Source organism: Shewanella sp. 1CM18E, from assembly GCF_023161665.1.
Taxonomy (GTDB): domain Bacteria; phylum Pseudomonadota; class Gammaproteobacteria; order Enterobacterales; family Shewanellaceae; genus Shewanella.
This window is the reverse complement of record NZ_JALNTW010000018.1, coordinates 1-26,568: the sequence shown is the minus strand read 5'-3', so window position 1 is coordinate 26,568 and position 26,568 is coordinate 1. Positions and strand designations below refer to the sequence as shown.

At 43.8% G+C, this 26,568-nt stretch carries 25 protein-coding genes and 3 pseudogenes; 17 read left to right on the top strand and 11 right to left on the bottom strand.

Annotated elements, in window-relative coordinates:
- Positions 1-60 precede the first annotated feature (60 nt).
- Positions 61-1,389 (top strand): transglycosylase SLT domain-containing protein, encoded by a 1,329-nt coding sequence (locus tag MSG37_RS18250; protein ID WP_248472101.1) that lies wholly within the window; start codon positions 61-63, stop codon positions 1,387-1,389.
- 88 nt (positions 1,390-1,477) lie between these two features.
- On the opposite strand, the gene fadA is transcribed toward MSG37_RS18250, so the two are convergent.
- Both fadA and fadB read right to left on the bottom strand, forming a co-directional pair.
- A complete protein-coding gene (gene fadA / locus MSG37_RS18245; protein WP_248472100.1) occupies positions 1,478-2,641 on the bottom strand; it encodes an acetyl-CoA C-acyltransferase FadA in 1,164 nt (387 codons plus the stop codon).
- Positions 2,642-2,659: 18 nt separating this feature from the next.
- The gene (fadB, locus tag MSG37_RS18240) at positions 2,660-4,813 is read right to left on the bottom strand and encodes a fatty acid oxidation complex subunit alpha FadB (RefSeq protein ID WP_248472099.1); all 2,154 of its coding nucleotides are present in this window, start codon (positions 4,811-4,813) and stop codon (positions 2,660-2,662) included.
- 364 nt (positions 4,814-5,177) lie between these two features.
- Here fadB and pepQ point away from each other — a divergent pair, with 364 nt between their 5' ends.
- The 4 genes from pepQ (at position 5,178) to hemG (MSG37_RS18220) (ending at position 9,384) form a co-directional block, all read left to right on the top strand.
- Positions 5,178-6,500: a Xaa-Pro dipeptidase gene (gene pepQ / locus MSG37_RS18235; RefSeq protein WP_248472098.1), complete on the top strand. Its 1,323-nt coding sequence runs from the start codon at positions 5,178-5,180 to the stop codon at positions 6,498-6,500.
- Positions 6,501-6,550: 50 nt separating this feature from the next.
- Positions 6,551-7,165, top strand: coding sequence for a YigZ family protein (locus MSG37_RS18230; RefSeq protein ID WP_248472097.1), 615 nt, complete (start codon positions 6,551-6,553; stop codon positions 7,163-7,165).
- 93 nt (positions 7,166-7,258) lie between these two features.
- Positions 7,259-8,716 carry a TrkH family potassium uptake protein gene (locus MSG37_RS18225; RefSeq protein WP_248472096.1) on the top strand — a complete coding sequence of 486 codons (1,458 nt, stop codon included), beginning with the start codon at positions 7,259-7,261 and terminating at the stop codon, positions 8,714-8,716.
- A 140-nt stretch (positions 8,717-8,856) separates the two neighbouring features.
- On the top strand, positions 8,857-9,384 hold the full coding sequence (gene hemG, locus MSG37_RS18220; protein WP_248472095.1) for a menaquinone-dependent protoporphyrinogen IX dehydrogenase: 528 nt from the start codon (positions 8,857-8,859) through the stop codon (positions 9,382-9,384).
- Positions 9,385-9,456: 72 nt separating this feature from the next.
- Here hemG (MSG37_RS18220) and MSG37_RS18215 read toward each other — a convergent pair whose 3' ends face one another.
- Positions 9,457-9,762, bottom strand: a complete 306-nt coding sequence (locus MSG37_RS18215) for a metalloregulator ArsR/SmtB family transcription factor (RefSeq protein WP_248472094.1) — start codon at positions 9,760-9,762, stop codon at positions 9,457-9,459.
- 200 nt (positions 9,763-9,962) lie between these two features.
- On the opposite strand from MSG37_RS18215, the gene hemG (MSG37_RS18210) reads away from it, so the two are divergent.
- On the top strand, positions 9,963-10,502 hold the full coding sequence (gene hemG / locus MSG37_RS18210) for a menaquinone-dependent protoporphyrinogen IX dehydrogenase (protein WP_248472093.1): 540 nt from the start codon (positions 9,963-9,965) through the stop codon (positions 10,500-10,502).
- A gap of 66 nt (positions 10,503-10,568) precedes the next feature.
- Here the strand turns inward: hemG (MSG37_RS18210) and MSG37_RS18205 are convergent, their stop codons facing one another.
- From MSG37_RS18205 to def, 5 genes are all read right to left on the bottom strand, one after another.
- On the bottom strand, positions 10,569-12,011 hold the full coding sequence (locus MSG37_RS18205; RefSeq protein ID WP_248472092.1) for a TrkH family potassium uptake protein: 1,443 nt from the start codon (positions 12,009-12,011) through the stop codon (positions 10,569-10,571).
- Between the two features lie 145 nt (positions 12,012-12,156).
- Positions 12,157-13,566: a Trk system potassium transporter TrkA gene (trkA, locus tag MSG37_RS18200; protein WP_248472091.1), complete on the bottom strand. Its 1,410-nt coding sequence runs from the start codon at positions 13,564-13,566 to the stop codon at positions 12,157-12,159.
- Positions 13,567-13,573: 7 nt separating this feature from the next.
- Positions 13,574-14,854, bottom strand: a complete 1,281-nt coding sequence (rsmB, locus tag MSG37_RS18195) for a 16S rRNA (cytosine(967)-C(5))-methyltransferase RsmB (protein ID WP_248472090.1) — start codon at positions 14,852-14,854, stop codon at positions 13,574-13,576.
- A 6-nt stretch (positions 14,855-14,860) separates the two neighbouring features.
- Entirely contained in the window at positions 14,861-15,826 is a 966-nt protein-coding gene (fmt, locus tag MSG37_RS18190) for a methionyl-tRNA formyltransferase (RefSeq protein WP_248472089.1), read from the bottom strand.
- Positions 15,827-15,830: 4 nt separating this feature from the next.
- Positions 15,831-16,343: a peptide deformylase gene (def, locus tag MSG37_RS18185; RefSeq protein ID WP_248472088.1), complete on the bottom strand. Its 513-nt coding sequence runs from the start codon at positions 16,341-16,343 to the stop codon at positions 15,831-15,833.
- A gap of 136 nt (positions 16,344-16,479) precedes the next feature.
- Between def and MSG37_RS18180 the strand changes: the two genes are divergently transcribed.
- From MSG37_RS18180 to MSG37_RS18170, 3 genes are all read left to right on the top strand, one after another.
- The gene (locus MSG37_RS18180) at positions 16,480-17,580 is read left to right on the top strand and encodes a LysM peptidoglycan-binding domain-containing protein (RefSeq protein ID WP_248472087.1); all 1,101 of its coding nucleotides are present in this window, start codon (positions 16,480-16,482) and stop codon (positions 17,578-17,580) included.
- Between the two features lie 153 nt (positions 17,581-17,733).
- Positions 17,734-18,753, top strand: coding sequence for a DNA-processing protein DprA (gene dprA, locus MSG37_RS18175; protein WP_248472086.1), 1,020 nt, complete (start codon positions 17,734-17,736; stop codon positions 18,751-18,753).
- 2 nt (positions 18,754-18,755) lie between these two features.
- Positions 18,756-19,229 carry a DUF494 family protein gene (locus MSG37_RS18170; RefSeq protein ID WP_248472085.1) on the top strand — a complete coding sequence of 158 codons (474 nt, stop codon included), beginning with the start codon at positions 18,756-18,758 and terminating at the stop codon, positions 19,227-19,229.
- A 200-nt stretch (positions 19,230-19,429) separates the two neighbouring features.
- Here MSG37_RS18170 and MSG37_RS18165 read toward each other — a convergent pair whose 3' ends face one another.
- Positions 19,430-21,202 carry a collagenase gene (locus MSG37_RS18165; RefSeq protein WP_248472084.1) on the bottom strand — a complete coding sequence of 591 codons (1,773 nt, stop codon included), beginning with the start codon at positions 21,200-21,202 and terminating at the stop codon, positions 19,430-19,432.
- Between the two features lie 135 nt (positions 21,203-21,337).
- Here MSG37_RS18165 and MSG37_RS18160 point away from each other — a divergent pair, with 135 nt between their 5' ends.
- From MSG37_RS18160 to MSG37_RS21390, 6 genes and pseudogenes are all read left to right on the top strand, one after another.
- Positions 21,338-21,901 carry a topoisomerase DNA-binding C4 zinc finger domain-containing protein gene (locus MSG37_RS18160; protein ID WP_248472083.1) on the top strand — a complete coding sequence of 188 codons (564 nt, stop codon included), beginning with the start codon at positions 21,338-21,340 and terminating at the stop codon, positions 21,899-21,901.
- Between the two features lie 50 nt (positions 21,902-21,951).
- Positions 21,952-22,515: an L-threonylcarbamoyladenylate synthase gene (locus MSG37_RS18155; RefSeq protein WP_248472082.1), complete on the top strand. Its 564-nt coding sequence runs from the start codon at positions 21,952-21,954 to the stop codon at positions 22,513-22,515.
- 24 nt (positions 22,516-22,539) lie between these two features.
- Positions 22,540-23,454, top strand: a complete 915-nt coding sequence (gene hemF / locus MSG37_RS18150) for an oxygen-dependent coproporphyrinogen oxidase (RefSeq protein WP_248472081.1) — start codon at positions 22,540-22,542, stop codon at positions 23,452-23,454.
- 18 nt (positions 23,455-23,472) lie between these two features.
- Positions 23,473-23,568, top strand: a pseudogene (locus MSG37_RS18145) (coproporphyrinogen III oxidase); the annotation flags it as partial.
- 18 nt (positions 23,569-23,586) lie between these two features.
- Positions 23,587-23,682 (top strand): annotated as a pseudogene (locus MSG37_RS18140) (coproporphyrinogen III oxidase); the annotation flags it as partial.
- 18 nt (positions 23,683-23,700) lie between these two features.
- Positions 23,701-23,784 (top strand): annotated as a pseudogene (locus tag MSG37_RS21390) (coproporphyrinogen III oxidase); the annotation flags it as partial.
- Between the two features lie 63 nt (positions 23,785-23,847).
- Here MSG37_RS21390 and MSG37_RS18135 read toward each other — a convergent pair.
- On the bottom strand, positions 23,848-24,294 hold the full coding sequence (locus MSG37_RS18135; protein WP_248472080.1) for a group II truncated hemoglobin: 447 nt from the start codon (positions 24,292-24,294) through the stop codon (positions 23,848-23,850).
- 173 nt (positions 24,295-24,467) lie between these two features.
- Between MSG37_RS18135 and aroE the strand changes: the two genes are divergently transcribed.
- Together aroE and MSG37_RS18125 are read left to right on the top strand one after the other, a co-directional pair.
- Entirely contained in the window at positions 24,468-25,283 is an 816-nt protein-coding gene (gene aroE / locus MSG37_RS18130; protein WP_248472079.1) for a shikimate dehydrogenase, read from the top strand.
- A gap of 22 nt (positions 25,284-25,305) precedes the next feature.
- Positions 25,306-25,584 (top strand): DUF1488 domain-containing protein, encoded by a 279-nt coding sequence (locus MSG37_RS18125; RefSeq protein ID WP_248472078.1) that lies wholly within the window; start codon positions 25,306-25,308, stop codon positions 25,582-25,584.
- 17 nt (positions 25,585-25,601) lie between these two features.
- On the opposite strand, the gene MSG37_RS18120 is transcribed toward MSG37_RS18125, so the two are convergent.
- Positions 25,602-26,159 (bottom strand): gamma carbonic anhydrase family protein, encoded by a 558-nt coding sequence (locus MSG37_RS18120; RefSeq protein WP_248472077.1) that lies wholly within the window; start codon positions 26,157-26,159, stop codon positions 25,602-25,604.
- Between the last annotated feature and the right edge of the window lie 409 nt (positions 26,160-26,568).

Below are 26,568 nucleotides of genomic sequence, written 5' to 3'. Positions count from 1 at the left end.
TGCTAAAGGAGGGGGGAGTTCCCCTCCAACTTAGTCTATTTCTATTAGAAGGGATTCAAAATGAAAACTCGTTTAACAGGCTTAATGGCCTGCTTATTATTGAGTATGCCATCGGCGAATGCTGTTGGTAGATTTGCAGAAATTGATGCAGTAATGGACAACAGTTTTAGTGAACAGCAAACAGAAAAGGAGTATCAAGACTTTGTGTTCGCATACATGGCTAAATATGAGCACTGGCGCGTTGAGTACCTCAAAGATTTTGATAAATACCGCGCCGAAATTATCCAAAAATGGGGTGTCGGTGATGTATCACAGCCCCATAAAAATGTTGAGTACTCTGCGGAACAAAACCTTAAAAGCGTAATTGATTATGACAAGGGTGAGCTTACGATTTCTGTTTTAGTCGATAAAAACTTATCTGACGAAGCTGCTAAGGCTGAAGTAACTAAACAGGTTAACCAGCTAGCTGTTAAAGGTGATTCCACAGCAGCAAAAGCTCTTTCAAGTGCACAGCCACAAACGCAAGCACAGATAAAAGTCATTGAGGTTGAGTTTTCTGCTGAGAATGAAAAGCAGGCTAAGCAGGTTATTATTGAGCAAACAAAAGCGCAATTAACAGAAATTGATAAAGAATCTGATAAAGCGCAGCTCGCTAAAAATGACAGCCTTTCAGTTGATCTTATTGAGCAAGTTTCTATACAAAAAAAGAAAAAGCTCCTTGCTGGTGCCAAGCAAAGACTTGAGAACGTAGCTGAAGATTATGAGCAGCATCGCCAGCAAGAAAAAGCGCAATTAACTGAAAAGAAAATAGTCGAATATAAGGTCGCACTAGCTAAAAATGGTTTGAGTTCTCGTGCTAATGCGGTGGTCAACTTTGCCCAAACTGAGGGTGACAGATGGCAAGTTTCATCGGCGCTTATTATGGCTGTGATCCATTCAGAGTCGAGCTTTGACCCTAAAGCGACATCGCCGATCCCTGCATATGGCCTAATGCAAATTGTCCCGACTACAGCAGGTTATGACGTTAATCAAATCGTCAGGAAAAAAAGCGAGCCTATGTCATCTGGTGAACTTTATACCCCAAATATTAATGTTGAAACCGGTGCGGCCTACCTAAATATCTTGAATAAGCGCTATTTAAAGTCGATAGAAAATGACGAGAGTCGTTTGTATTGTGTGATTGCTGCATACAATACCGGAGCTGGTAATGTAGCAAAGGCCTTTAATGCTGATGGTGCACGTAATATCCGTAAGGCATCTAAAGTTATTAATAAAATGAGCCCTGATGAAGTGTACCAACATTTATTAACTAATTTGCCTTACGATGAGACTAAGCATTACTTGAAAAAGGTAAGTAGTCGAATCGAGCTGTATCAAAATAAGCTTTAATATCTTTGTGCATTACAACATGAAAAAAGCCAGCTTACGCTGGCTTTTTTGTGTCTATCAAGCTTGGTTTGTGAGATGTAAATTAAGCTTATGGACGCTCAAATATCGTCGCAATACCTTGGCCTAGACCAATACACATAGTCGCTAGGCCATACTTAGCATCTTTGGCTTCCATAAGGTTTATCAAGGTCGTTGAGATACGAGTACCCGAACAGCCAAGTGGATGACCAAGTGCAATTGCACCACCATTTAGGTTAACTTTTTCGTCAACCACATCCATTAGGCCTAAGTCTTTTACACATGGCAGCGATTGTGCTGCGAAGGCTTCGTTAAGTTCGATAACGTCTAGGTCATCAACCGTTAGGCCTGCACGTTTAAGTGCTTTTTGGGTTGCAGGTACTGGCCCATAACCCATAATTGCCGCATCACAGCCAGCAATCGCCATTGAGCGAATGCGCGCGCGAATAGGTAGACCTAGCTCTTTAGCTTTTTCTTCTTCCATGACTAGCATGGCAGATGCGCCATCTGATAGTGCTGAAGAGGTACCAGCGGTAACTGTACCGTTTGCTGGGTCAAAAGCAGGGCGTAAACCAGACAGTGATTCCATTGATGTTTCAGGGCGGATCACTTCATCATGATCAACTTTAATCAGCGCGCCATCGGCGTCGTGACCTTCAATTGCTACAATCTCATTAGCAAAGCGACCTTCAACAGTTGCAGCATGCGCACGCTGGTGTGAACGCACTGCAAAAGCATCTTGTTGTTCACGAGTGATACCGTGCATCTTGCCGAGCATTTCTGCGGTTAGACCCATCATGCCAGAGGCTTTAGCCACGTTGTTAGCAAGACCTGGGTGGAAATCGACACCATGGTTCATCGGTACATGGCCCATATGTTCAACACCACCAACGATAAAGGTGTCGCCTTGGCCTGTCATAATGGCTCGTGCGGCTTGGTGTAGTGCATCCATAGATGAGCCACATAAACGGTTAACGGTAACCGCGCCAACTTGCTTCGGAATACCTGCTAGCAAAGCAGCGTTACGGGCAATATTAAAACCTTGCTCGAGTGTTTGCTGCACACAACCCCACATCACATCTTCGATGGTGTTTGGATCAAGCTTTGGGTTGCGCTCAAGTAGTGCTTTCATCAGTTCTGCAGATAGGGTTTCTGCACGTACATTTCTAAATACACCAGCCTTTGAGCGGCCCATTGGCGTACGGATACAATCTACGATAACGGCGTTTTTCATTGTTTTAATCCTTTCTGCTTAAGCCTGCTGGTAGTAGCTGCCATTGTTGGCGGCAAGTTCGCGCATAGTGTCGGTGACTTGGTATAGACCACCTAAGTGAGCGTATTTGTCGGCAAGCGCCACAAAGTTAGCCACACCTATAGTATCTAGGTAACGGAATACACCGCCTCTAAATGGTGGGAAGCCAAGGCCGTAAACTAGGCCCATGTCAGCTTCAGCAGGTGAAGCGATAATTCCTTCTTCAAGACAACGCACTGTCTCGATAATCATTGGGATCATAGTGCGGGCAATGATCTCATCTGATTCAAAAGCTTTTTGCTCGCCAAACTCGGCTTGCAGTAACTCGTAGCTAGTTGGGTCTAAATCTTTCTTTGGCTTGCCGCGACGATCTACTGAATATTGGTAGAAGCCTTTACTATTCTTCTGACCAAATCGCTCTGCTGCAAACATCACATCAATAGCATCTTTGCTTGATTTACCCATGCGATCAGGGAAGCCTTCGGCCATTACTGCTTGCGCGTGATGACCAGTATCTAAACCAACCACATCGAGTAGGTAAGCAGGGCCCATTGGCCAGCCAAACTGCTTTTCCATTACTTTATCGATAGCCGCAAAATCAGCGCCATCTGCTAGTAGGCCGCTAAAGCCTGCAAAGTAAGGGAAGAGTACCCGGTTGACGAAAAAGCCTGGGCAGTCATTTACCACGATTGGCGTTTTGCCCATCTTGCTGGCGTAAGCCACTACTGAGGCGATAGTTTCGTCTGAGCTGTTTTCACCACGGATCACTTCGACCAATGGCATTTTGTGCACAGGATTAAAGAAGTGCATACCACAGAAGCGTTCGGGCTTTTTAAGGCTCTTAGCTAATAGGTTGATTGAAATCGTTGAGGTGTTAGAGGTGATGATGGCATCTTCACTGACATGCTGTTCAACTTCTGCAAGCACCATAGATTTTACTTTTGGATGCTCAACAACAGCTTCTACCACTACGTCGGCATCTTTAACCGGTGCGTAGTCGAGTGCTGGTGTGATGCTATTCAGTACCGCTGCCATTTTGGCTGGATTAGAACGACCACGTTTAACTTGAGCCGTTAGCAATTTAGCCGCTTCACCCAAACCTAAATCAAGGGCTGGTTGAGCGATATCCTTCATCACAATTGGCGTGCCTTTGCTGGCACTTTGATAAGCAATACCGCCACCCATAATTCCAGCGCCTAATACCGCAGCTGAGCTTACAGGTTTGGCTAGCTTGCCAGCTTTCTTGGCTTTGCCTTTTACGAGCTGGTCATTTAAGAAAATACCAATTAACGCTTGGGCTACTTCTGTTTTAGCCAGCTTTACAAATGCTTGATGCTCGATTTGTAGTGCTTCTGCGCGGCCACATTGTGCAGCTTGTTCAATAACACTAATTACTGCCATAGGTGCAGGGTAATGTTTACCGGCAATTTTAAATACCATGCCTTTAGCGGTTGCAAAAGACATCATGGCTTCAAGTTTAGGCAGTGTCAGTGGCGCTTGCTTCTTAGCGCGGCGAGTTTGCCAATCTAGCTTTTCTGCTAGGGCATCATTCAGCATTTTTAACGCTGCAGACTTGAGGTGCTCTGGCGCTACTACCGCGTCAATTGCACCTACTTTAAGTGCAGCGTCTGGGCGTTGATCTTTACCTGAGGTGATCCACTCTAGTGCATTGTCGGTACCAATCACACGCGGTAAACGAACTGTGCCACCAAAGCCTGGGATAATACCTAACTTAGTTTCAGGTAGACCTATGCGAGCTGTGGTGTCTGCGATACGGAAGTCTGTAGCAAGAATGGTTTCGCAACCGCCGCCTAACGCAAAACCGTTAATCGCTGACAATGTTGGAAAAGGTAAGTCTTCTAACTTGTTAAATACATCATTGGCTTGCTCAATCCAAGACTGTAAAACAGTATCGTCTTCAGCAAAAAGCCCTAGAAATTCGGTGATGTCAGCACCAACGATAAAGGCATCTTTGGCTGAGCTAAGCATTAACGCTTTAATACTAGAATCTTGTTGAATGCTATCGAGTGCAGCATTGAGTGAGTCGAGGGTTGCTCGGTCTAACTTATTTACTGAGCCTTGTGCGTTAAAACACAAGTGCGCGATATTATTTTCGAGTAACTCAACCTCAATTGTAGGGCTTTGGTAGATCATTGCTTGCTTCCTTTTAGCTTAGGTTCACTATCCAGATCATTAATGATTTTATTGTCCGAATGTAACCTTCTTTGTCACAGCAGCCTAGGCCATCATTTGACCAGTTGCTATTCAGTGTGCGACTAATCACAAAAAATTACAACACCCAATTTAAACGGTCGTTTAGTTATTTTTATTCCTTATTAGTAGATCAAATAAAATCATACGCTTATAGCAAAAAAATTGATGTTTATATTTTATCTTTGCTCGCAAGAGTTTAGCCGCTTTAGCGAATAATGTGTTTGAAGAAAAATTTTAATTGTCTATGTGTTAGACTGGGTCGATGTCGAAAATTTGGCTAAATAATAACAATAGGGTAACCCTCATGGAACAGTTAGCGCATCTGTATCACGACCATCTTCAAGTACTTAATCGTCGTGTTAGCGAAATCACTTCCCGCGAAAATTTATCAGGCTTAGTCATCCACTCAGGTCAGCCACACAGACAATTTTTAGATGATTTAGATTATCCATTTAAAGTGAATCCACACTTTAAAGCTTGGTTACCAGTAACTGATAATCCAAACTCTTGGTTGGTGGTTAACGGTACTGATAAACCACTATTAATATTTTATCGCCCAGTTGATTTTTGGCATAAAGTGTCGGCAGAACCAACTGAATATTGGTCTGAACATGTCGATATTAAGTTTTTAACTAAGGCTGACAAAGTTGCCGAGTATCTGCCTAAAGATATTGAAAACTGGGCTTATATTGGTGAGCATTTAGATGTTGCCGACGTACTTGGCTTTACTTCTCGCAATCCAGATTCTGTTCTAAGTTACCTTAACTATCACCGCGCTACCAAAACTGACTATGAGTTGGTGTGTATGCGTCAATCAAACGCAATAGCAGTGACCGGGCATCAGGCGGCCAAGACTGCTTTTTATAATGGTGCAAGTGAGTTTGAGATCCTACAGGTGTATTTGTCTGCTGTGTCGCAAGGCGAGAACCAAGTTCCTTACGGCAGCATTGTTGCGCTTAATGAAAACGCAGCGATTTTGCACTACACGGCACTCGAGCAAAAATCGCCAGCTCAACGTCGTTCATTCTTAATTGACGCCGGTGCTAATTTTAACGGTTATGCATCTGATATCACCCGTAGCTATGCATTCGAGAAGAATATTTTCGATGATTTGATTACTGCGATGGATAATTTGCAGCTACAGATCATCAATATGATGAAGCCAGGTGTGAGCTATGTGCAATTGCACGTCGAAACTCATTATAAGTTAGCGCAGATCTTGTTGGATTTTGATATTGTCAGCGGCGATGTGCAGGGGCTGGTTGAGCAGGGCATAACTAGCGTCTTTTTCCCGCACGGTTTAGGTCATATGTTGGGGATTCAAGTCCATGATATGGGCGGTTTTCTAGCTGATGATAAAGGCACTCATATTGCTTCACCAGAGGCACATCCTTTCTTACGCTGTACGCGTGAGTTAGATGTAAATCAGGTGCTGACAATTGAGCCGGGTGTTTACATTATTGATTCACTATTAGCGGGCTTAAAGCAAGATAAGCGTCAAGCGCAAGTTAACTGGAATACCGTTGATATCTTACGCCCATTTGGTGGTATTCGTATTGAAGATAATGTGATTATTCATGGTGATCGAGTTGAGAATATGACTCGAGATTTAGGTTTAAATCGCTAACTATTTAGCTGTATTTGAGCGATAAACTTTTATTTATTGAGAAAACGATTTTGAGTGAAAGTTATCTCATTCCAGCGGCTGATTTACTGATAGAAGAAGAGATAAAGCATAGTCGCTTTATCTCTTTTCTGTTTCATTGTCAGTCGCTTGAAGATTTGAAGTGTGTACTTACCAACTTAAAGGTGGAATATCCTGGAGCTAACCATTATTGCTATGCTTTTGTTGCTGGTGCGCCAAGCGACAGCATTAATATAGGTTCAAGTGACGATGGTGAACCTTCTGGTAGTGCTGGTCGGCCAATGTTAGCGGCATTGCAAGGTGCCAATATTGGTGAGTTAGGTGCCATAGTTATTCGTTATTTTGGCGGCACAAAACTCGGTGTGGGCGGGTTAGTTCGGGCATATAGCTCTGGAATTAAACAAGCTATCCCACAACTTGAAACGCAGTTAAAACAGATCCGCTATCCGGCAACGTTAGTGTGTGATTACCATCAACTCAAAGATGTAGAGCATTTATTGGCTCAATTTGATGTATTGATAGAAGATAAACAGTTTAGCGACAACGTCGTTATTCAATTTGCGATACCAAAAGCGTTTAAGGCGCAGCTAAATATTGATTTGGCGACTATGAGTAAAGGCCAGTTAAAGGCGATATACGCCGAATAGTAACTTGCAGCTTATTGCCAGCAATTGAAGCGATAAATTTAATAAACTAAGAGTGTTAAGTGCGCGTTAGCTGAACGCGGGTAATGGGAATCAATGCAATATCGAACAATTATAAGAATTACCGGCCTGTTAATGGGGCTGTTTTCTTTATCTTTACTTCCACCGGCGGTCGTTGCTGTTATCTATAAAGATGGCGGCGGCATGGCGTTTATTCAGGCATTTGTATTGTGCTTGATTTTAGGTTTTACGCTTTGGTATCCCAACCGTGCACACCGTAAAGATCTACGCACCAGAGAAGGTTTTTTGCTGGTGGTACTATTTTGGGTGGTACTAGGTTCTATTGGTGCGGTGCCATTTATTTTCTCCGGTCAGCCATCGCTGAGCTTAACAGATAGTTTTTTTGAATCCTTCTCCGCGCTTACTACTACAGGTGCCACGGTTATTGTTGGTCTAGACAGTCTACCTAAAGCGATTTTGTTTTATCGACATTTGCTGCAATGGCTAGGCGGTATGGGGATTATTGTATTGGCGGTGGCGATTTTGCCGGTGCTTGGTGTCGGTGGTATGCAGCTGTATAGGGCAGAAATGCCGGGGCCAGTGAAAGACAGTAAGATGACCCCGAGGATCGCCGAAACCGCTAAAGCGCTTTGGTATATCTATTTGGCGCTAACGGTGGCGTGTGCTGTCGCTTATTGGCTAGCGGGTATGGATGTGTTTGATGCGATTTGTCACTCATTCTCCACCATTGCCATTGGTGGTTTCTCTACCCATGATGCCAGTATGGGCTACTTTGACAGCCCGACAATCAACATGATTTGTGTGGTGTTTTTATTAATTGCCGCGCTTAACTTTAGCCTGCATTTTGCAGCATTCTCTCGCCGCGGCATTAACCTTAGAGTCTACTTTAGAGACGCTGAGTTTAAGGTGTTAATTGCTATTCAGTTGGTGCTAACCGCAATCTGTTTCGCAACGTTATACGGCTCTGGTATTTACGACTCAGCCGAAGAAACCTTTGATTATGCACTGTTCCAGGCGGTTTCTATCTCTACAACTGCAGGATTTGGTACTGAGAGTTTCCATGCTTGGCCGCTGTTTTTGCCAATCCTACTTATCTTCTCTAGTTTTATTGGTGGTAGTGGTGGTTCAACTGCTGGTGGTATTAAAGTTATTCGAGTGATTTTGTTGTTACTACAAGGTTCGCGTGAACTTAAGCGTTTAGTACATCCTCGTGGTATGTTCTCTATTCGTATTAGTGGTAACGCACTGCCTGACAGGGTGATTGATGCTGTGTGGGGCTTCTTCTCAGCTTATGCCTTAGTGTTTGTGGTTTGTATGCTTATTTTAATGGCGCAAGGCATGGATGCGATTACCGCCTTTAGTGCTACAGCAGCTTGTTTAAATAACTTAGGCCCTGGACTTGGTGAAGTCGCCAGTAACTATGCCAGTATTGGCGATGGTGAAAAGTGGGTGCTATTGTTTGCCATGCTATTTGGTCGTTTAGAAGTATTTACGCTATTAATTTTGTTTACGCCGACCTTTTGGAAAAACTAAATTAGTGTAAAGATACTTACTAGGAGACTAGAGCTAAGCTAGCGTTAATTATTCGTAAGTATATTAATGAACGCTTGGCCTACGGCTTTATGTTGCGCCTAGTAAGACCTAAGTGATAATCGGAAAATCGTAGGAAGTTAATGAGCAATACACTAATAATTTATTCGACGGTTGATGGTCAAACCAAAGCGATTTGTGAGCAAATCAAGAAGATTAACCAAGAGCAAAACGCCACGGTAACTATGGCTTCAGTTGATGAAGCCGATAAGCTCGGCTTGGCGCAATTTGATAAAATCTTGGTGGCGGCAAGTATTCGCTATGGTAAACATAGACCCGAACTTTATCAGTTTATTAATCGTCATCATGCGGTGTTAAATGCCAAGCAAAACGCCTTTTTTACCGTTAATGTTGTGGCACGTAAACCTGAGAAAAACACCCCGGAAACTAACCCATATATGAAGAAGTTTTTAGAGCTCTCTTTATGGCAGCCGCAACAGTTGGCGGTATTTGCGGGTAAGATTGATTACCCTAAATATCGACTATTCGACAAGGTGATGATCCGCTTTATTATGTGGATGACCAAAGGCCCAACAGACACTAGTGGTACCTTTGAATTTACCGATTGGAACAAGGTTGATGAGTTTGGCCGCGCATTTGCCGAACGTTAAAATTTGCCACCATTTGGCATAAGTAAAACTAAAAAAGCCTGCGATTAAGCAGGCTTTTTGTTATCTAAGCGTCTAGGCGCAATACTTGCGATGCAGTATTGAAATAACTTCGGTAACTTGCTCATTTTTGAGGGTGTAATAAACCACTTGTGAGCTTTTTCGGGTAGCAACTAAATCTTCAGAGCGCAGAACCGCTAAGTGTTGCGAGAGCGCTGATTGGCTGAGAGGCACGGTTTTATTAAGCTCAGTAACACTTAACTCTTTATCTAATAATAAGCACAGGATCATTAATCGATATGGGTTTGCGATAGCTTTAAGCCATTTGGCTGCGCTTTCGGCATTGGTCACCATTGCACTGGCATCGATTTCTTTTTGCATACGATACTTAACTCCATCGCCTTTAATTAGTTTATTCTAATTGAGTTGAACTGCCATAACAATATACTTATGGTTTCTCATTCTCACAATTTTTGATGTTGATAATATGAGCTACACCTAAATTGTGACCCATTAACCTTTAAAAAGTATTAATTGCTGCAACAATGCAGTTAAACAACAAATTCTCTATTGGGATAAAGATGAAATCTGTTCTGGTACTCTATTATTCACGCGGCGGCCATACTGCCAGAATCAGTCGCGCCGTTGCTGAGCATCTCGCTGCGACTGGTCATCAGTGCGATATGATGCACATTAACGAAGCTAAAGCCGAAGGCATTGATTGGGCTAAGTACGATGTTGTAGCACTGGGTGCTTGCGTGCTTTATGGCACGTATCATAAGTCAGTATTTGAGTTTGTTGCTGAACATCAAGCACAGTTAAGTGCAAAACCTGCGAGCTTTTTCAGTGTTAACGTTGTCGCTCGCAATCCAGCTAAGCGCGTTCCTGAAAACAATAAATATCTACAGAAGTTTATTGAGTTATCTGCGTGGAAACCTAACGATGTAAAAGTGATTGCAGGTAAGGTGGATTATCCATCTTGGCGTTGGTATGACAGAATGATGATCCAATTGATCATGAAGATCACCGACGGCCCAACTGATCCTAAAGCAGTGATTGATTACACCGACTGGGAAGACGTAAAAGTTTACGCCGAGCATTTGGTTAGTTTAGCTAAATAAGCGTACCAATCAAAAAGCCGCACTTGATGCGGCTTTTTTGTATCTGACAATCAGGTTTATACTGAATTAGTACTTCCAAAAGCTTGGGTGGAACAATACAGCCACCGTTAAAATCTCTAGGCGGCCAAGCAGCATTCCTATTGCTAAAGCCCATTTAGCTACATCAGGTAGAGTTGAAAAGTTACCAGCAGGGCCAATTGTGCCGCCAAGTCCCGGGCCAACATTGGTTACCGCGGTAATCGCTCCGGTAAAACTGGTAACCGGATCTAAACCAGTTAACACCAATACAATCGATAGCAGCACTATGACCATGACAAACAGCAGAATAAAGGTCACTAAAGAGCGCACGATATCTTCTTTAATGACGCGTTTGTTGTAACGCTCTTTAAATACACCATTGGGGTGAAACTGCTGCTTAAGCTGCTCACGCATGATCACGCCAGCAATTTGAAAGCGGAAAATTTTGATGCCGCCAGATGTCGAGCCTGAGCAACTGCCGACAAACATTAAAAAGAGAAAGGCAATATTAGCCAAAGCGCCCCAAGCCGTGTAGTCGGTGAGGCCATAACCGGTCGTTGTTACGACTGAGACGACATTAAAGCTGGCAAGGCGCAGTGCATCGAGCGGAGCTATTTCTCTGCTACTCCATAGCCATAAGGCCAGTGAGCAGGAAACAAAAATAACGAACTTTAAAAAGCCTTTTACTTGCGCATCGTTCCACACTTTTACCGAGCGCTGCTGCACCATATATACAAACATTAACAGAGGTAAGCCGCCAGCCAGCATAAATGTGGTGCCAACCCAGTGAGCCTCATTTGAAAAGGCAGCCATTGATTTATCTGAAGTTGAGTAGCCCCCCGTTGAAAGGGTTGTCATAGCGTGGTTAATGGCTTCAAACCAATTCATACCGCTATTGTGATACGCCAAAAAGCATAAAAAGGTTAGTAGGCAATAAACGATAAATAGATTTTTGGCCATGTGCTGCGTACGAGGAGTGGTTTTGTCACTCCAGTCCGATGATTCGGTTCTAAATAAACGCATACCACCGACGTTTAAAAAAGGTAGCACTGCCACAGCCATAACTATAAAACCAATACCGCCCATCCATTGTAGTAATGAGCGCCAAATTAAAATGCTGTGATCCATAGTATCTAGGCCAGACAATACAGTGGAGCCTGTAGTGGTGATCCCTGACATGGTTTCAAAGAAAGCGTCGGTATAGTTAATGCCGTGGTACAAGGTGAAAGGCATTGCTGCGAACAGGCTTACGATCAGCCAAGTTAGGCTAGTAAGCAGAAACATGTCACGGATATTGAGATGCAAGCCGCTGTTTTGGCCTTGATGCATACAGAAGCTTGCTGCGCTGCCTGCGACTAACGAGGAGATCATAAATGCAGCAACAGTTTCTTCGCCGTAGTAGAGGGCAAAGGCGCCGGGAATTAACATAAACACTGTGAGTGTTGATAAGAAAATGCCCAGAATAAACAGCAGAGGACGATAGTTCAGCATAATAGGTTATACCAATCTAAGTGAGAAGACGCTCAGTGATGAGCCTTTCCTGTAGTTCGGTCGCTAATATTATGTTTGTCCCCTTTTTAATCTTATTTAGCAGACTAAAAAGGGGCAATATTAAGCTTTGATACACCAAGGCGCTTTAAAAGAAGAACGCACTCGGTTGGAACAGTTTTTCTACTTCGCCGATAAACTTCTTATTCACCAAGAAGAGAATGACGTGGTCACCTTGTTCGATAACCGTTTTATCGTGCGCCATGAGTACTTCTTCATCTCGCACGATGGCACCAATAGTTGTACCTGGTGGTAGCTTGATTTCACTAATCTGCTTACCAACAACTTTAGACGTATTTGAGTCACCATGAGCAATCGCTTCAATCGCTTCTGCTGCACCGCGACGTAATGAATACACGTTACAAATATCACCTTGGCGAATATGAGTCAGCAGGGCTGAAATGGTTGCTTGCTGTGGTGAAATAGCGATATCAATATTGGCTTCTTGCACAATATCAACATAGGCTTCACGCTGAATAAGCACCATAACTTTTTTAGCGCCCATGCGTTTAGCCAGCAGCGCCGCCATAATATTAGCTTCATCATCGTTAGTGACCGCAATAAACACGTCGGTTTGATCGATATGTTCTTCTAGCAGTAACTCTTGGTCTGATGCGTCACCACAAAATACCGTGGTGTTTTCTAGCTTTTCAGACAGTTCTTCAGCCCGCTCTTGCTTGCGTTCAATCAGTTTGACTGAGTGATTACGTTGCAATTGCTTAGCTAGCCCTAAACCAATATTACCACCGCCAGCGATCATAATATTACGGTAAGAGTTATCTAGCTTTTGCATCTCACTCATTACTGCGCGCACATGGCGGCTATCCGCCACGAAGAATACTTCATCATCGGCTTCAATAATGGTGGTACCGCGCGGCATGATAGGGCGACCTTGTCTAAAGATTGCCGCTACCCGGGTATCAATATTTGGCATGTGTTCTCGCAATGCCGCCAAAGCATTACCTACAAGTGGGCCACCGTAGTATGCGCGCACAGCCACTAAGCTGAGGCGGCCTTCGGCAAACTCTAGCACCTGCAATGCACCTGGGTATTCAACTAAACGGCCAATGTAGGCGGTAACAAGTTGTTCTGGTGCAATAAGCTCATCAATAATAAAGCCGCCACGAGGACGGTTTTCCGCATGCTTGGTTTCGCTGTCGATAAACAGTTTATCGCGCAGGCCGAGATATTGTTCTGAACGAATTCGGGCAATTTTAGTGGGCGTGCCGTAAAGCGAGTAGGCAATTTGGCAGGCTGCCATATTACATTCGTCACTATTGGTTACAGCAATAAGCATGTCAGCGTCTTCTGCGCCCGCTTCTTTTAATACACTTGGGTGAGCGCCGTGACCTACAATTACGCGTAAATCGTATTTATCTTGTAAGGTGCGTAGGCGGTTTTTGTCGCTATCGACAATGGTGATGTCATTGTTTTCGCCAACTAAGTTTTCAGCTAATGTGCCGCCAACTTGTCCTGCACCCAAAATGATAATTTTCATTGCCGTACTAATCCTTCACTAGGCGAGCGTAATAGAAGCCGTCCATGCTGTTTTGCCCTGGAACAATCTGCCAACCAATATCGCTTGAGTTAGCTTGTTCTTCGATAGGAATTAAAGTCGCATCAGGTGTTCTGGCTAAGAATGCGCTGACTTGATCTTTGTTTTCCTGTGGCAAAATCGAACATGTTGCATATAGGAGTGTGCCACCGGGCTTTAACCACTTCCAGCAATGATCGAAAATTTTTGACTGCAGTTGTGCCAATTCTTCGATGTCGTTGTTCTTTCTTAGCCACTTAATATCTGGGTGACGGCGAATAACACCTGTGGCAGAACACGGTGCATCTAGCAAAATGCGGTCGAACTTGTCACCTTGCCACCAAGAGTCGATATCGGCTGCGTCGCCATGCACTAGCTCGGCGTTAAGCGACAACCTATCTAAGTTTTGCTGCACACGCTCAAGACGTTTGGCATCAAAATCTACTGCGACTAGTTTGATTTCTGGTGCTAGCTCTAATAAGTGGCAGCTTTTACCACCCGGCGCTGCACAAGCATCAAGCACAAGCTCATTGCCTTGTGGCGCTAATAAGGTTGCTGCCCACTGCGCAGCGCCATCTTGTACTGATGCGGCACCGGTTTCAAAACCTGGCAGCTGCATAACATCACGCGGGCTGCTCAATAGGATTGAATCTGGGCTATTGCCAGCTTCAGCTTCGATGTCTAACCCAGCTAATGCCTGTAAATAGGTTTCTCTGGTTTGCGATTGTTGGTTGTTGCGTAGCCACATTGGTGGACGCTCGTGGCTTTGCTCAATCACGTTTTGCCAGTTGTCTGGATACGCTTCTTTTAGACGCTTAATGATCCATGCTGGCGTGTTGTAGGCCAGCGTGTCGTTGTCTGTTGCAAGTGGCTTTTCTTGGCGTTGAATGTTGCGTAAAACACCGTTAACCACTTTAACTAAGCCTTCAAACTTTAACTGACGGCATGCTTCAGCTGTTTCAGAAATCGCCGCGTGGCTTGGAATGCGTGTGAAATACAGCTGGTAGCAACCCACTAGCAAAAGCTGGTGGACAATACGTTGCTTGCCTTTCATCTGCTTGCTCATGCAGTCACTCACTTGCTTATCAAGCTGTGGCAAGTAACGCATTACGCCGTAACAAAGCTCAGCCAGAAGGGCTTTATCTTTGCCGTTATCGAGATTTTTTTGCTGTTCAGGCAAGGCTACAGACAGTGAAATACCTTTTTCTAGCACCTGAAAAACGACCTTGGCGGCCAACGCTCTTAAGTTCATAGCTGATTAAGCCTCTTGATTGTCAGAACTAGCTAGCAAGGTACCAGGTGTAAACCAATCTGCTCTAGAGTTAAGGATATCGGCAACACTGAGCGGTTTTTTACCTGGAAGCTGCATTTGAGTGATGGTTAGCACACCCTCGCCGGTAGCAATGCTAATACCGTTTTTATCGGCAGATAAAATCGTGCCTGGCTGCTTTGTGCTTGTTTCATCGCTAACATGGCTTTGCCATACTTTGATGGTATTGCCTTCATGGTCGTAGTGGCTGACTGGCCAAGGGTTAAACGCACGGATCTCACGCCAAAGTGCGCTAGCCGACTTAGACCAATCTAAACGGGCTTCTTCTTTTGACAGCTTTTCTGCGTAATTAGCTAGCGCTTCATCTTGCTTTTCTGCAGGTAAACGGTCTTCTGCAATAGCTGCCAAAGCTTCAACTAGTGCGCTTGGGCCTTGCTCGGCAAGCTTTTCATAAAGCGTGGCTGAAGTATCAGTATCTTCGATTTTTAGCTGCGTTTTTAGCAGCATGTCACCGGTATCTAAACCGATATCCATTTGCATAATGGTGACGCCAGTTTCGGTATCACCAGCCCATAATGCACGTTGGATAGGTGCTGCGCCGCGCCAGCGAGGTAAAATTGAACCATGTACATTGATGCAGCCTAGACGAGGAGTGTCGAGTACCACTTTCGGTAAGATTAAGCCGTATGCAACTACCACCATGATATCGGCGTTGAGTGCTGCAAGTTCTGCTTGGGCATCTTCGTCACGTAGCGACTTAGGTTGATAAACTGCAATGTCATTTTCAAGCGCTAGCGCTTTCACTGGGCTAGCTTGCAGCTTTTTACCACGGCCAGCAGGTCTATCTGGTTGGGTGTATACCGCAATAACGTTATGCTCTGAATCAATTAGCGCTTGAAGATGGCGTGCAGCAAAGTCTGGCGTTCCTGCAAAAATGACGTTTAATGGTTTCAAAAATTTATCCTTGCTTTGCTTCTAGACGGGCTGCTTTTTCAAGCTTTTGTTTGATGCGTTGACGCTTTAGTGGCGACAGATAGTCGACAAACAATTTGCCTGATAAATGGTCTAGCTCATGTTGCAAACAAATAGCGAATAGTTCATCAGCTTCAAGAGTAAATTCTTGGCCGTGACGATCAAGTGCTTTAATTGTCACAAACTCTGCGCGGTCAACTTTGGCGTATACGCCAGGCACTGACAGACAGCCTTCTTCATTAGTGAATTCGCCACTCTTAGCGATAATCTCAAGATTGATAAACACTTTTGGACGTTCAACGTCATCTTGTAGATCCATCACGATTAATTGGTGGTGATAGTTAACTTGGGTTGCCGCTAAACCTATGCCTTTTTCTTCATACATGGTTTCGAACATATCGTCGATTTGTGTTTGAAGTGCGTCGTTAAACTCTGTAATTGGCTTAGCAACTGTGCGTAATCTTTCGTCTGGAAATTGTAAAACTTTTAGTAAACTCATACCTAAACTCTTAACAAGTCTGTCAAATTTGAGCCAGTTAGTTATACTGACTTTTGCTAATGGCTCAATTTTAGTCGTTAGCGGCATTCAATAACAGCAAAAGCTCTATTTATACTTTAATAAAAGAGCAATTAGCATGGATACCCTGATGAAACGGTTAATATTACTAGCTTCACTTATATTTGGTTGTGCTTCTGCTTTCGCTGACATCTTGACGCTAAAGTCTGGTCATCCTGACTCTTATGTAGTTAAGAAAGGCGATACTTTGTGGGATATATCCGCCGCATTCTTAAATGATCCATGGCGCTGGCCTAAACTGTGGGGCGTTAACCCTCAAGTTGCGAATCCGCATTTAATCTATCCAGGCGATAAATTGACCTTGGTTTTTATTGACGGTGAACCACGCCTTGTTATGAAGCCACATATAAGAAAGACTCCTGCAGGGCGGGTGTCTGCCAAAGATGGCGCTATCCCCGCGATAGATTTATCGTTAATTCAGCCTTATTTGCTGCAAAACCGTGTTGTTGATGCCGATTGGTTTGAGTTGCAGCCGAAAGTGATGGCCGGTGAAAGCTCCTCAAAATTCCATGTCATGTCAGACATTATTTATGTGCAAGGCGAGCTTGCCGTCGGCACTAAACTTGGAGTGTATGCTCAAGGACGCAGCTTTAAAAATAGCGACGGTGAAAACCTTGGTTTAGAGGTCATTCTTTCTGCCTCGGGCAGGGTGGTTGAGTCGGGGGCGGTTTCTAAAGTTAAATTATTAAGTAATTTGCGCGAAACGGAAGCGGGTTATCATGTATTACCTATTGAAGATGATTCGTTGATGTCGGCCTACTTTATGCCGCGAGCTTCGCAGCTTACTGAGCCTGCAACTGTATTGGCTTCAGGTAAAGATACTCGCGCGATGGGTAAATTGGATGTTGTGTACCTCGACAGAGGTGCTAATGATGGCGTGGCAACGGGAGATGTCTTTTCAATTTTTAAAGACGGTAAGGTTGTGGTGATAGATGGTGACGGTACACCAGTACAGCCTTATGAGCGCAATCGATACGAAAAAATTCTCGCTAACTTGTCATCAGATAGCGCGGTTAAAATGCCAGACTTATACCGTGGTGAGCTAATGGTCTTCAAGGTGTTCGATAAAACTAGCATGGGAATTATTTTGGTTAACGAACGCCCAGTGAGAGTGGCTGATAAGCTGACCAGTCCTAATCCGGCTAGCGTCAGTGAATAAATAAGCTAATGTTAAGTTAGTTTATGGTCGGCATTGCGAGCTGCAATGCCGAGAATTCAAGGATGAATTATTAACAATACACTTGTCGATTGGCTAGTTGTATCGGCTACACCGGGACTAGGATCTGCTCGGGTTAAGCAATTACTCAATCATATGGATGTGGCAGAGTTAAAACAAAGGCTAGTGCATGAACCACAAGCGCTACCACTGCCTGAGTCACTTCTAAGAACGCATTTTACTCCTGATCATGCTTTGGTTGAGGCAGCGTTAGCTTGGCAGCAAAAGGCTGATAATCACTATTTGATTTGCCTTGATGATCCTCTTTATCCACCATTACTAAAACAGATCAATGACCCTCCTGCAGTGTTGTTTTTAAAAGGTCACATTAATACGTTACTGTTACCTAGCATTGCCGTTGTAGGTAGTCGTAACGCCACCCTTGGCGGTAAAAAAGTGGCTTATGAATTAAGTGAGCAATTGGCAACTAATGGAATATGTGTAACTAGCGGCATGGCGCTCGGAATCGATGGGGCTGCTCATCAAGCGGCAATCGATAGCGCTAAATCCAGTATTGCGGTGTTAGGCACCGGGATTGAAGTTATTTACCCTAAACGCCATCGCAGTATTTACCATGATATTCAAAACGAAGGTTGTCTATTAGCTGAGTTCTGGCCTGATGTTAAGCCATTCGCCGGCAATTTTCCGAAACGTAACCGCATTATTAGTGGTTTAACTATGGGGACATTAGTGGTTGAGGCGAGTGTAAAAAGTGGTTCGTTAATTACCGCACGCTTAGCTAATGAACAAGGTCGAGAGGTGTTTGCCATTCCGGGAAGTGTACTTAGCGGACAAAGTGAAGGCTGCCACAAATTACTGCGTGAGGGCGCCAAGTTGGTTGAGTCGGTGACAGATATTTTGGAAGAAGTTAACGCTTTATCAAGTTATCACCTTGAAGAATTAAAAGCGTGTCACCATATAGGGGGGGAAAGCGCCTCTGATTTGCCATTTTCCTCGCTGTTAGCTAGTGTAGGCTATGAGACTACGACAATTGATGACGTAGTTGAGCATAGTGGAAAAACCATAGAGCTAGTATTGGAGCAATTGCTTGAACTCGAGCTGCAGGGTTGGATTACTGCAGTCCCTGGTGGTTACATAAGATTAAAGAGGAGCTAGCCATGTTTGATATCCTCATGTATTTATTTGAAAACTATGTTCATAGTGAAGTCGAGCTTCTAGTTGATGAAGACGAACTCACTAAAGAACTTACTCGCGCAGGATTTCACCAAAGTGAAATTATTAAGGCACTGTCTTGGTTAGAGCATTTAGCTGACCTACAAGAAGCGGGCACGCCTTATCTTTGTAATCATGATCAGCATTCATTCCGTATTTACACTAAGGCCGAGATGGAAAAAATCGACGTCGAAAGTCGCGGATTTTTACTGTTTCTAGAGCAAATCAAAGTGTTAAGTGTTGAGACTCGTGAAATGGTTATTGATCGAGTGATGGAAATTGATGAGCCAACACTAAACTTAGATGACTTAAAGTGGGTTATTTTAATGGTGCTATTTAATGCGCCAGGTCATGAATCCGCCTATGAACAGATGGAAGATCTGATCTTTGAGCAGCCAGATGGCCGCCTGCACTCATAGTGTTCATACTTATAAAAAGAAAGGAGGCCTAAGCCTCCTTTTTTGTACATGGATGTACTTATCCCTGAACGCAAGGATTGCGTAAGAAGGGATTTGTGTCTGGCGATAAATGTTCCATACATTTATTCGCATTTCCTCTATCCCTAGAGGTCAGAACATTTATGTCAATTTGCCATGGATGGATACAAATAGGCGCTTATTTAAAACTTCAAATGGTTCTCACCATGAGCTAAATGCTGTGGCTGCAAGTAGTCTCGGTAATCATAGCGTCCTTGTTTGTGTAGTCTTGGCTTAGTGCTAGCCTCTGTGTCATCAAACGCCTCAACTTGCACCGTTAGCCAGTCGGCAAACTGTGCTTGATGTGAGGTTAGCGACTGCATGAGTTGCTCATAGCCCTCAAAGTAGTCAGTCTTTAGATACTGACTTAACTGCACAAAGTCTTGGTGATGGTGCTCGGCTAAAAAGCGAATTGCCATATAGCTCCACTTATAAGTTCTATCTTGGCCATCTTTATATTCGGTGGCAAAAATCTCTTCTAAAGTTGGCGCTTGTTTTATATCTCGCTTAATAACCCGTAGTGCTGACGGATTGTTATCTCCTTTAGACACATACTCTGCTAGACCTTCTGACCACCACACCATTTTGGCTGGGAAGTGGCCAAAACCTGCGTATTTAACAAAGTGGCCATCTAAGTAGTGCACATACTCGTGGTTAAGGTTCCAAACTTTAAACTCTGGCTCAATCCACCATTGGCGATAAGCAAAGAATGTGGCTTGATTGCCAGGTTTTGATGGTGTGCCCTCAATATACATGCCGCCGTTATCGGTATTAATATCGAAAATTAGCTGACCATAAAGGTGGTATTGGCTCCAGTTTTTAAATGCGACCACTCTAAGAGCTGTATTGAAGTCGTTTGGTGTGGGTTTTAGATCTGTTTCTAACAGGCTGTGGAAGCTTGATTCTTGCGAAGTTAGCTTAGTGCAACTCTCTGCCAGCTCTTGCTCGTTTAAATCTTGGGTTAATATAAATAGCGAGTCAGAGCAGTGATGTTCGATTGGCAGAGCTGTTTTTAACTCAGGTATGCGGCAAATATCGCTGTTGGTTTCGCACAGCTCTTGGCCGCCAAATACGTTAACATGAAAGCCTGCAGTGTAGGTGTCTTTCGCTGCATAGCCACGTTCAGCAACATCTGCTTTGGCAATCGCTGCGACGGCGTTATCTATCGCCAGCTCTTGCTCTGTTGGCTGACCATCTTCTGATGATGGCAGTGATAAACGGTATAAGGCTAATGCCCAGTAGGCATTGCTGCGCGGCCAATCGCTACCAAAGCGAATACTGGCAGGGCTTGCTGCAAAATCTAATAATGGCGAATCGAGATCGGCACTAATCAAAACCTTGTTTAGCTCGCCATCCATATCTTTACGGGCTTTGTTGAGTAAGAATCCGTAGGCCTTCAATGTTTCTAATAAACCGTAGTCATTAGTTGAGTTAGCTGGTGATGCTGCAAGTTGTTGTAGTTGAATACCTAGCTGCGGTAGAAGCGGCGTTAAAGCTAATGCTGCATCATTATTTGCGAAGTAACGATACAGGGTTACGGCATATTGCTCTTGCAGGCGAGCTTGACTATCTAACAGGCCTGAGTTTGCCAGTTGTGCCAATGCAGCGGCTAAAGTAGTTATCTCTTTGTCAGTTAGCTCGTCAGTGGGTCCGTAATAACTAAAAGCACGAAAATAGTAGAGGAGTTGATCCGCAGTATCGACATTTTCAGTGGCAGCGAGTGCAATGCTGGCCTGCATAAAGGTATCTGTAGTTAATAGTGGGTTTTGCGCGTTAAATAGATCTGCTTCAGAGGTTGAGCTGATTTGGCTAATAATTTGTGGATCGGCAGTTTGCTGTACAGTGTTACTACAAGCTGAAAGCGTAACCAATAGAGTCGCTATAATTGTAGTAGAGAGCTTCGAGGGTGAGGTCATTGTGATTCCCTAATATTTGTCCTTTATTTTATTGGATACAATATATCATCACCTTTTACTAAATTCTAACATTGGAATATAAAACTTAGCCAATTCCTTGGTAGAATAGCGCGATATAGATGAATTGAGACAATCATGGCGAAAATAGATCAGCAACTGTTTACTACTCACGAGCACGCTCTTGAAAAAGAGTTTGAGCTTTGCCCTAAGTGTGGCTGCGAGTTGTCGGTAAAAAATAGTAAGCACGGTGGTTTTATTGGCTGTAACAATTACCCAAGCTGTGACTATACAAGACCTTTAGTTCAGCATGAGTCGATTGAAACACAAGTGATACAAGGGTCTGTTTGCCCCGACTGCGGCAACGAACTGGCGGTAAAGTCAGGGCGTTTCGGTATTTTTATTGGCTGCACTAATTATCCAGAGTGTCACCATATAGAAAAGCATGACCAAACGAATACAGAAGACGAGATCCCTTGTCCAAAATGTAAAACAGGTCATATAGAACACCGCACTAGCCGCTTTGGTAAATCGTTTTATGCGTGTAGCGCTTATCCTAAGTGCAAATTTTTAGTTAATTATCCACCTAGAGCTGAAACATGTCCTGATTGTGGTTTTGGTATTTTAGTCGAGCGTAAAGGCGCTGCGGGTATGCGTTTAGAGTGTCCTGAAAAGGCCTGTAAGTATAAACGTCCAGTTTAAAGCTGTTGTTTTCGTAAATTACACTGCTTATATAAGATAAAGAGAGACGAATGTTAGAAGTATTACCTGCTGATGTAGCTGACCTAATTGAACAAGGTGGCGTAATCGCCTATCCAACCGAAGCTGTATATGGTTTAGGTTGCGATCCCGATAATAATGATGCCATAGAGCAGTTACTACAGATCAAACAGCGTCCTTGGCAGAAAGGCTTGATTCTAGTGGCCGGTGATTATCAGCAACTCACGCCCTATATTGATGAATCACAATTAACGGCAGAACAATTACAGTTTGCTAAGAGTAAGTGGCCTGGGCCGTTTACTTTTATTATGCCTGTTAAGCCGGGCTTGTCTCAGTTACTCAGTGGTAGTTTTGATTCTATTGCTGTACGGGTTACTGCACATGAAGGTGTAAAAGCACTGTGTGCGGCTATCAACAAACCGATTGTGTCGACCAGTGCAAACTTGTCTGGTCAAGATCCTGCGCTGTCAGCGTTAAGCATAAAACAACAATTTACCGGCATTATTGCGGGTTTAGTTAAAGGTGAGCTAGGAACCCAAGCGTCACCATCAACGATTATTGATGCCAAAACAGGCACCATTTTAAGACAAGGTTAATCAGCCACTATAAAAAGGAATAATATGAGCACACCTGATCCTGCAGTAGTAAAAGCTTTCTTACTCGATCTTCAAAACCGTATTTGTAATGGATTAGAGGCCTTAGACGGCGCAGCAACATTTGCGGAAGACTCTTGGAAGCGTGAAGAGGGCGGCGGTGGACAAAGCCGCGTGCTAACCGGTGGTGCTGTATTTGAACAAGCTGGCGTAAACTTTTCTCATGTTACTGGCGCTTCTATGCCGGCCTCGGCATCGGCGCATCGTCCTGAGCTTGCAGGCCGCAGTTTTGAAGCCATGGGAGTGTCATTAGTTATTCACCCCAATAACCCGCATATACCAACAACCCACGCCAATGTGCGTTTTTTTATTGCTAATAAAGAAGGTGCGGATCCTGTGTGGTGGTTTGGTGGCGGCTTTGACTTAACACCTTACTATCCATACTTAGAAGATGTTGTGCAATGGCACCAAAGTGCAAAATCACTGTGCGAACCATTTGGTGAAGAGGTTTACCCTAAATATAAGCAATGGTGTGATGAATACTTTTGGCTGCCACACCGCAATGAAACTCGCGGCGTAGGTGGCTTGTTCTTTGATGATCTCAACAAGCAAGGTTTTGAACAGAGCTTTGCCTTTATGCAAGCGGTAGGAAATGGTTTCTTAACTGCCTACGCACCAATCGTTGAGCGCCGTAAAGGTACGGCATACGGCGAGCATGAGCGTCAATTCCAGCTTTATCGTCGAGGTCGCTACGTTGAGTTCAATCTAGTGTATGACCGTGGCACCTTATTTGGCCTACAAACCGGTGGCCGTACAGAATCTATTTTAATGTCGATGCCGCCACTAGTTCGCTGGGAATATGCTTATACGCCAGAAGCGGGTAGTCAAGAGTCACTATTATATAGCGACTTTCTTAAACCAAGGGATTGGTTAAGTCTATAAGTCTATTCGTCAATCTAGGTGCGCTGGGAATATGCTTATACACCAGAAGCGGGTAGTCCAGAGTCACTATTATATAGCGACTTCCTCAAACCAAGGGATTGGTTAAGTTTATAAGTCTATGCGTCAATCTAGGTGCGCTGGCAATATGCTTATACACCAGAAACGGGTAGTCCAGAGTCACTATTATATAGTGACTTCCTTAAGCCAAGGGATTGGTTAAGTCTATAAGTCTATGCGTCAATCTAGGTGCGCTGGCAATATGCTTATACACCAGAAGCGGGCAGTCCAGAGTCACTATTATATAGTGACTTCCTTAAGCCAAGGGATTGATTAAGCCTATAAGCCATCTACATCGTCACTCGTCACCTAGCTGAAACCAATAATACTTGGCTATTATTGGTTTCGCATATGGTCAGCCAATGTTGATATGGCGCTATAAATGGCTTGTTGGTGTTGCAGCTCTTTCACTTCTATTTCAATCGCCGCCTTCATGCATAGTAGCCACTGATCTCGCATAGCTTCATCAACTTTAAATGGCATATGTCTGGCTCGCAGTGCAGGATGGCCATGTTTTTGCTGATACAACTGTGGCCCGCCAAGCCAACCGCTTAAAAATTCAAATAACTTCTGTTCTGACTCTTCAATTGGCGCTCTGTGAATAGCGAGTAACTCTTGAGTCGCTGGGTTGCTTTGCATCTGAGCGTAGAACTGATGGGCAATCGCGCGAATAACCGGTTCACCACCTATACGGTCATAGGCATTAGATTGGTTTGGATCTCTGTCTTGTTGGCCACTTTGACTACTATTCTGTTTACCAATGATCTTTTTTAACCAATTCATTTAATCGCTCTACTACTCATTGTTTATTTCTATACAGGTAAGTTTAACGAGTAATGGATTAGCGCTGCAAACTGTTGCTCAAATTACAAAGCTGAAAATAACTCCAATAGAAGCGATTGCCTAGCTGGCGATCCGAGTTACACTGTGATTTTTCACCGCAAAGAGATCTAAGCATGACTGAACGATACGCAGTATTTGGTAACCCTATTAGCCACAGTAAGTCTCCAAAAATACACGCCATGTTTGCTGAAGATACGGCTCAATCGCTAACTTATGAAGCTATTTTAGCGCCTGTCGATGAGTTTGCAGCAAGCTTTAAAGAGTTTGCTCGTAGCAATGGTCGTGGTGCTAACGTTACAGTGCCATTTAAAGAGCAAGCGTTTGCTTTGTGTGACGAGCTTAGTGAGCAGGCAAAGCTCGCTGGCGCGGTGAATACTTTATCTGTAATGGCTAATGGTAAGGTCCGCGGCGACAATACTGATGGTTTAGGTTTAGTTAGCGATCTAGAAAGAAATCTTGGCACCTTAGCTGGACTTAATGTTCTTCTTGTTGGTGCTGGTGGTGCTGCAAGAGGTTGTATATTGCCATTGTTGAATGCTGGGATCGCCAAGTTAACGATAGTCAATCGCACTCAAGCTAAAGCAGAAACGTTAGCAAGTTTGTTTGCGCCTTTTGGTAACGTGGATGTATTACCCATAAAACATAGCGGCCAAAGTTATGATTTAATTATTAACTCAACCTCTTCAAGCTTAACTGGCGATGTTCCTAACATCAGTATCAATACTATTACGCCGCAAACAGTTTGCTACGATATGATGTATGGCAAACAGCCTACAGCATTTAATCTTTGGGCTGCAGCGCAGGGCGCGAGTCAGACGATAGATGGTTTAGGCATGTTGGTTGGTCAAGCCGCTGAAAGTTTCAATATTTGGCGTAAGGTTAAGCCAAGCGTAGAGCCTGTATTAACTCAGCTGCGAGCTGAATTGTAATTTCAAAAAGTTTGAGATAGACATGAACCAAAGTATTTTATTCCCAGATCTACAAGATTGGGAGCCACAAACACAAACTGTAGTCTTTCCTGTGCAAGTGCAGGGGGCAAACATTGAATGCCGTATTAGTCTAAATAAACTAACCCAGCTTTCATCTGCCACATTTGAACAAGATAGCGATGAACTTGAGGCTAGCGCTTTAGCTGTATTTGATGAATACCGTTTTGACATAGAAGAAGAGGTTGAAATGCTCATCGAACAAGATACATTCGATGAGCAGGGAAGAATTGCACTTATCTAACGATAAGTCATAGCGAACTATTCGCCTTCTTGTAAATACTCATTCTTGAGTCTGACATAGTTATCAGCGGATTGCGGTAAGAAGGCAAGTTCAGCTTCCGTTAGCGGCCTTGCTTGTTTAGCTGGGCTGCCGACATAAAGAAAACCACTCTTTAGGATTTTCCCTGGTGGGACTAACGAGCCTGCACCTAAAATCACATCATCTTCTAATATCGCGCCATCAAGAATGATTGCGCCCATACCGACTAAAATACGGTTACCGACTTGGCAACCATGCAACATTGCTTTATGTCCAATAGTGACGTCATCACCAATAATCAAAGGGTGGCCTTCAGGTAAAGCCGCCGACTTTCTAGTTACATGTAAAACGCTACCGTCTTGGATATTGGAGCGTTTACCTATATATATGCGGTTTACATCCCCGCGCGCTGCAACTAAAGGCCAAACACTGGCATCATCATCCAGCGTGATATCGCCAATTAAAACAGCAGCCTCATCGATATAGACACCTTTCTTAAGTGTAGGGACGACACTTTTATAGGATCGTAGCGAGTTATTGTTTCTAGAGTTTGGCATCTAAAAGTCCTAATTATGGTGTTTTTAGCATTATAAAGCTTAAAAAGTGGCTAGTCAGTGGGTTTTATGAGCAAACGATTATAAAAGTTCGATTTTATTCAGTATTGCCCTTGCGCTTTAATCTCACATCCCTATAATGCGCATCCACTGACACGGCACAGCAGGCCAACTACTCAGGTAGCAAGGGACTTGCAGCGGTGTTAGAGGTTTGAAAATCGAAAGAGATTTGAACCAGGTGACAATCGCTTTAGAAGCTCAATTAGATGTGACTTGAACAAAGAATCATCGCTTGAAAAACTTCTTAAAATAAGCGCTTGACGCCGACACTGGAGAGTGTAGAATACGCCTCCTCAGCCAAACGACCTAAGCGTCTAAGGCGAAGTCTGAAAGACGACTTCACGCTCTTTAA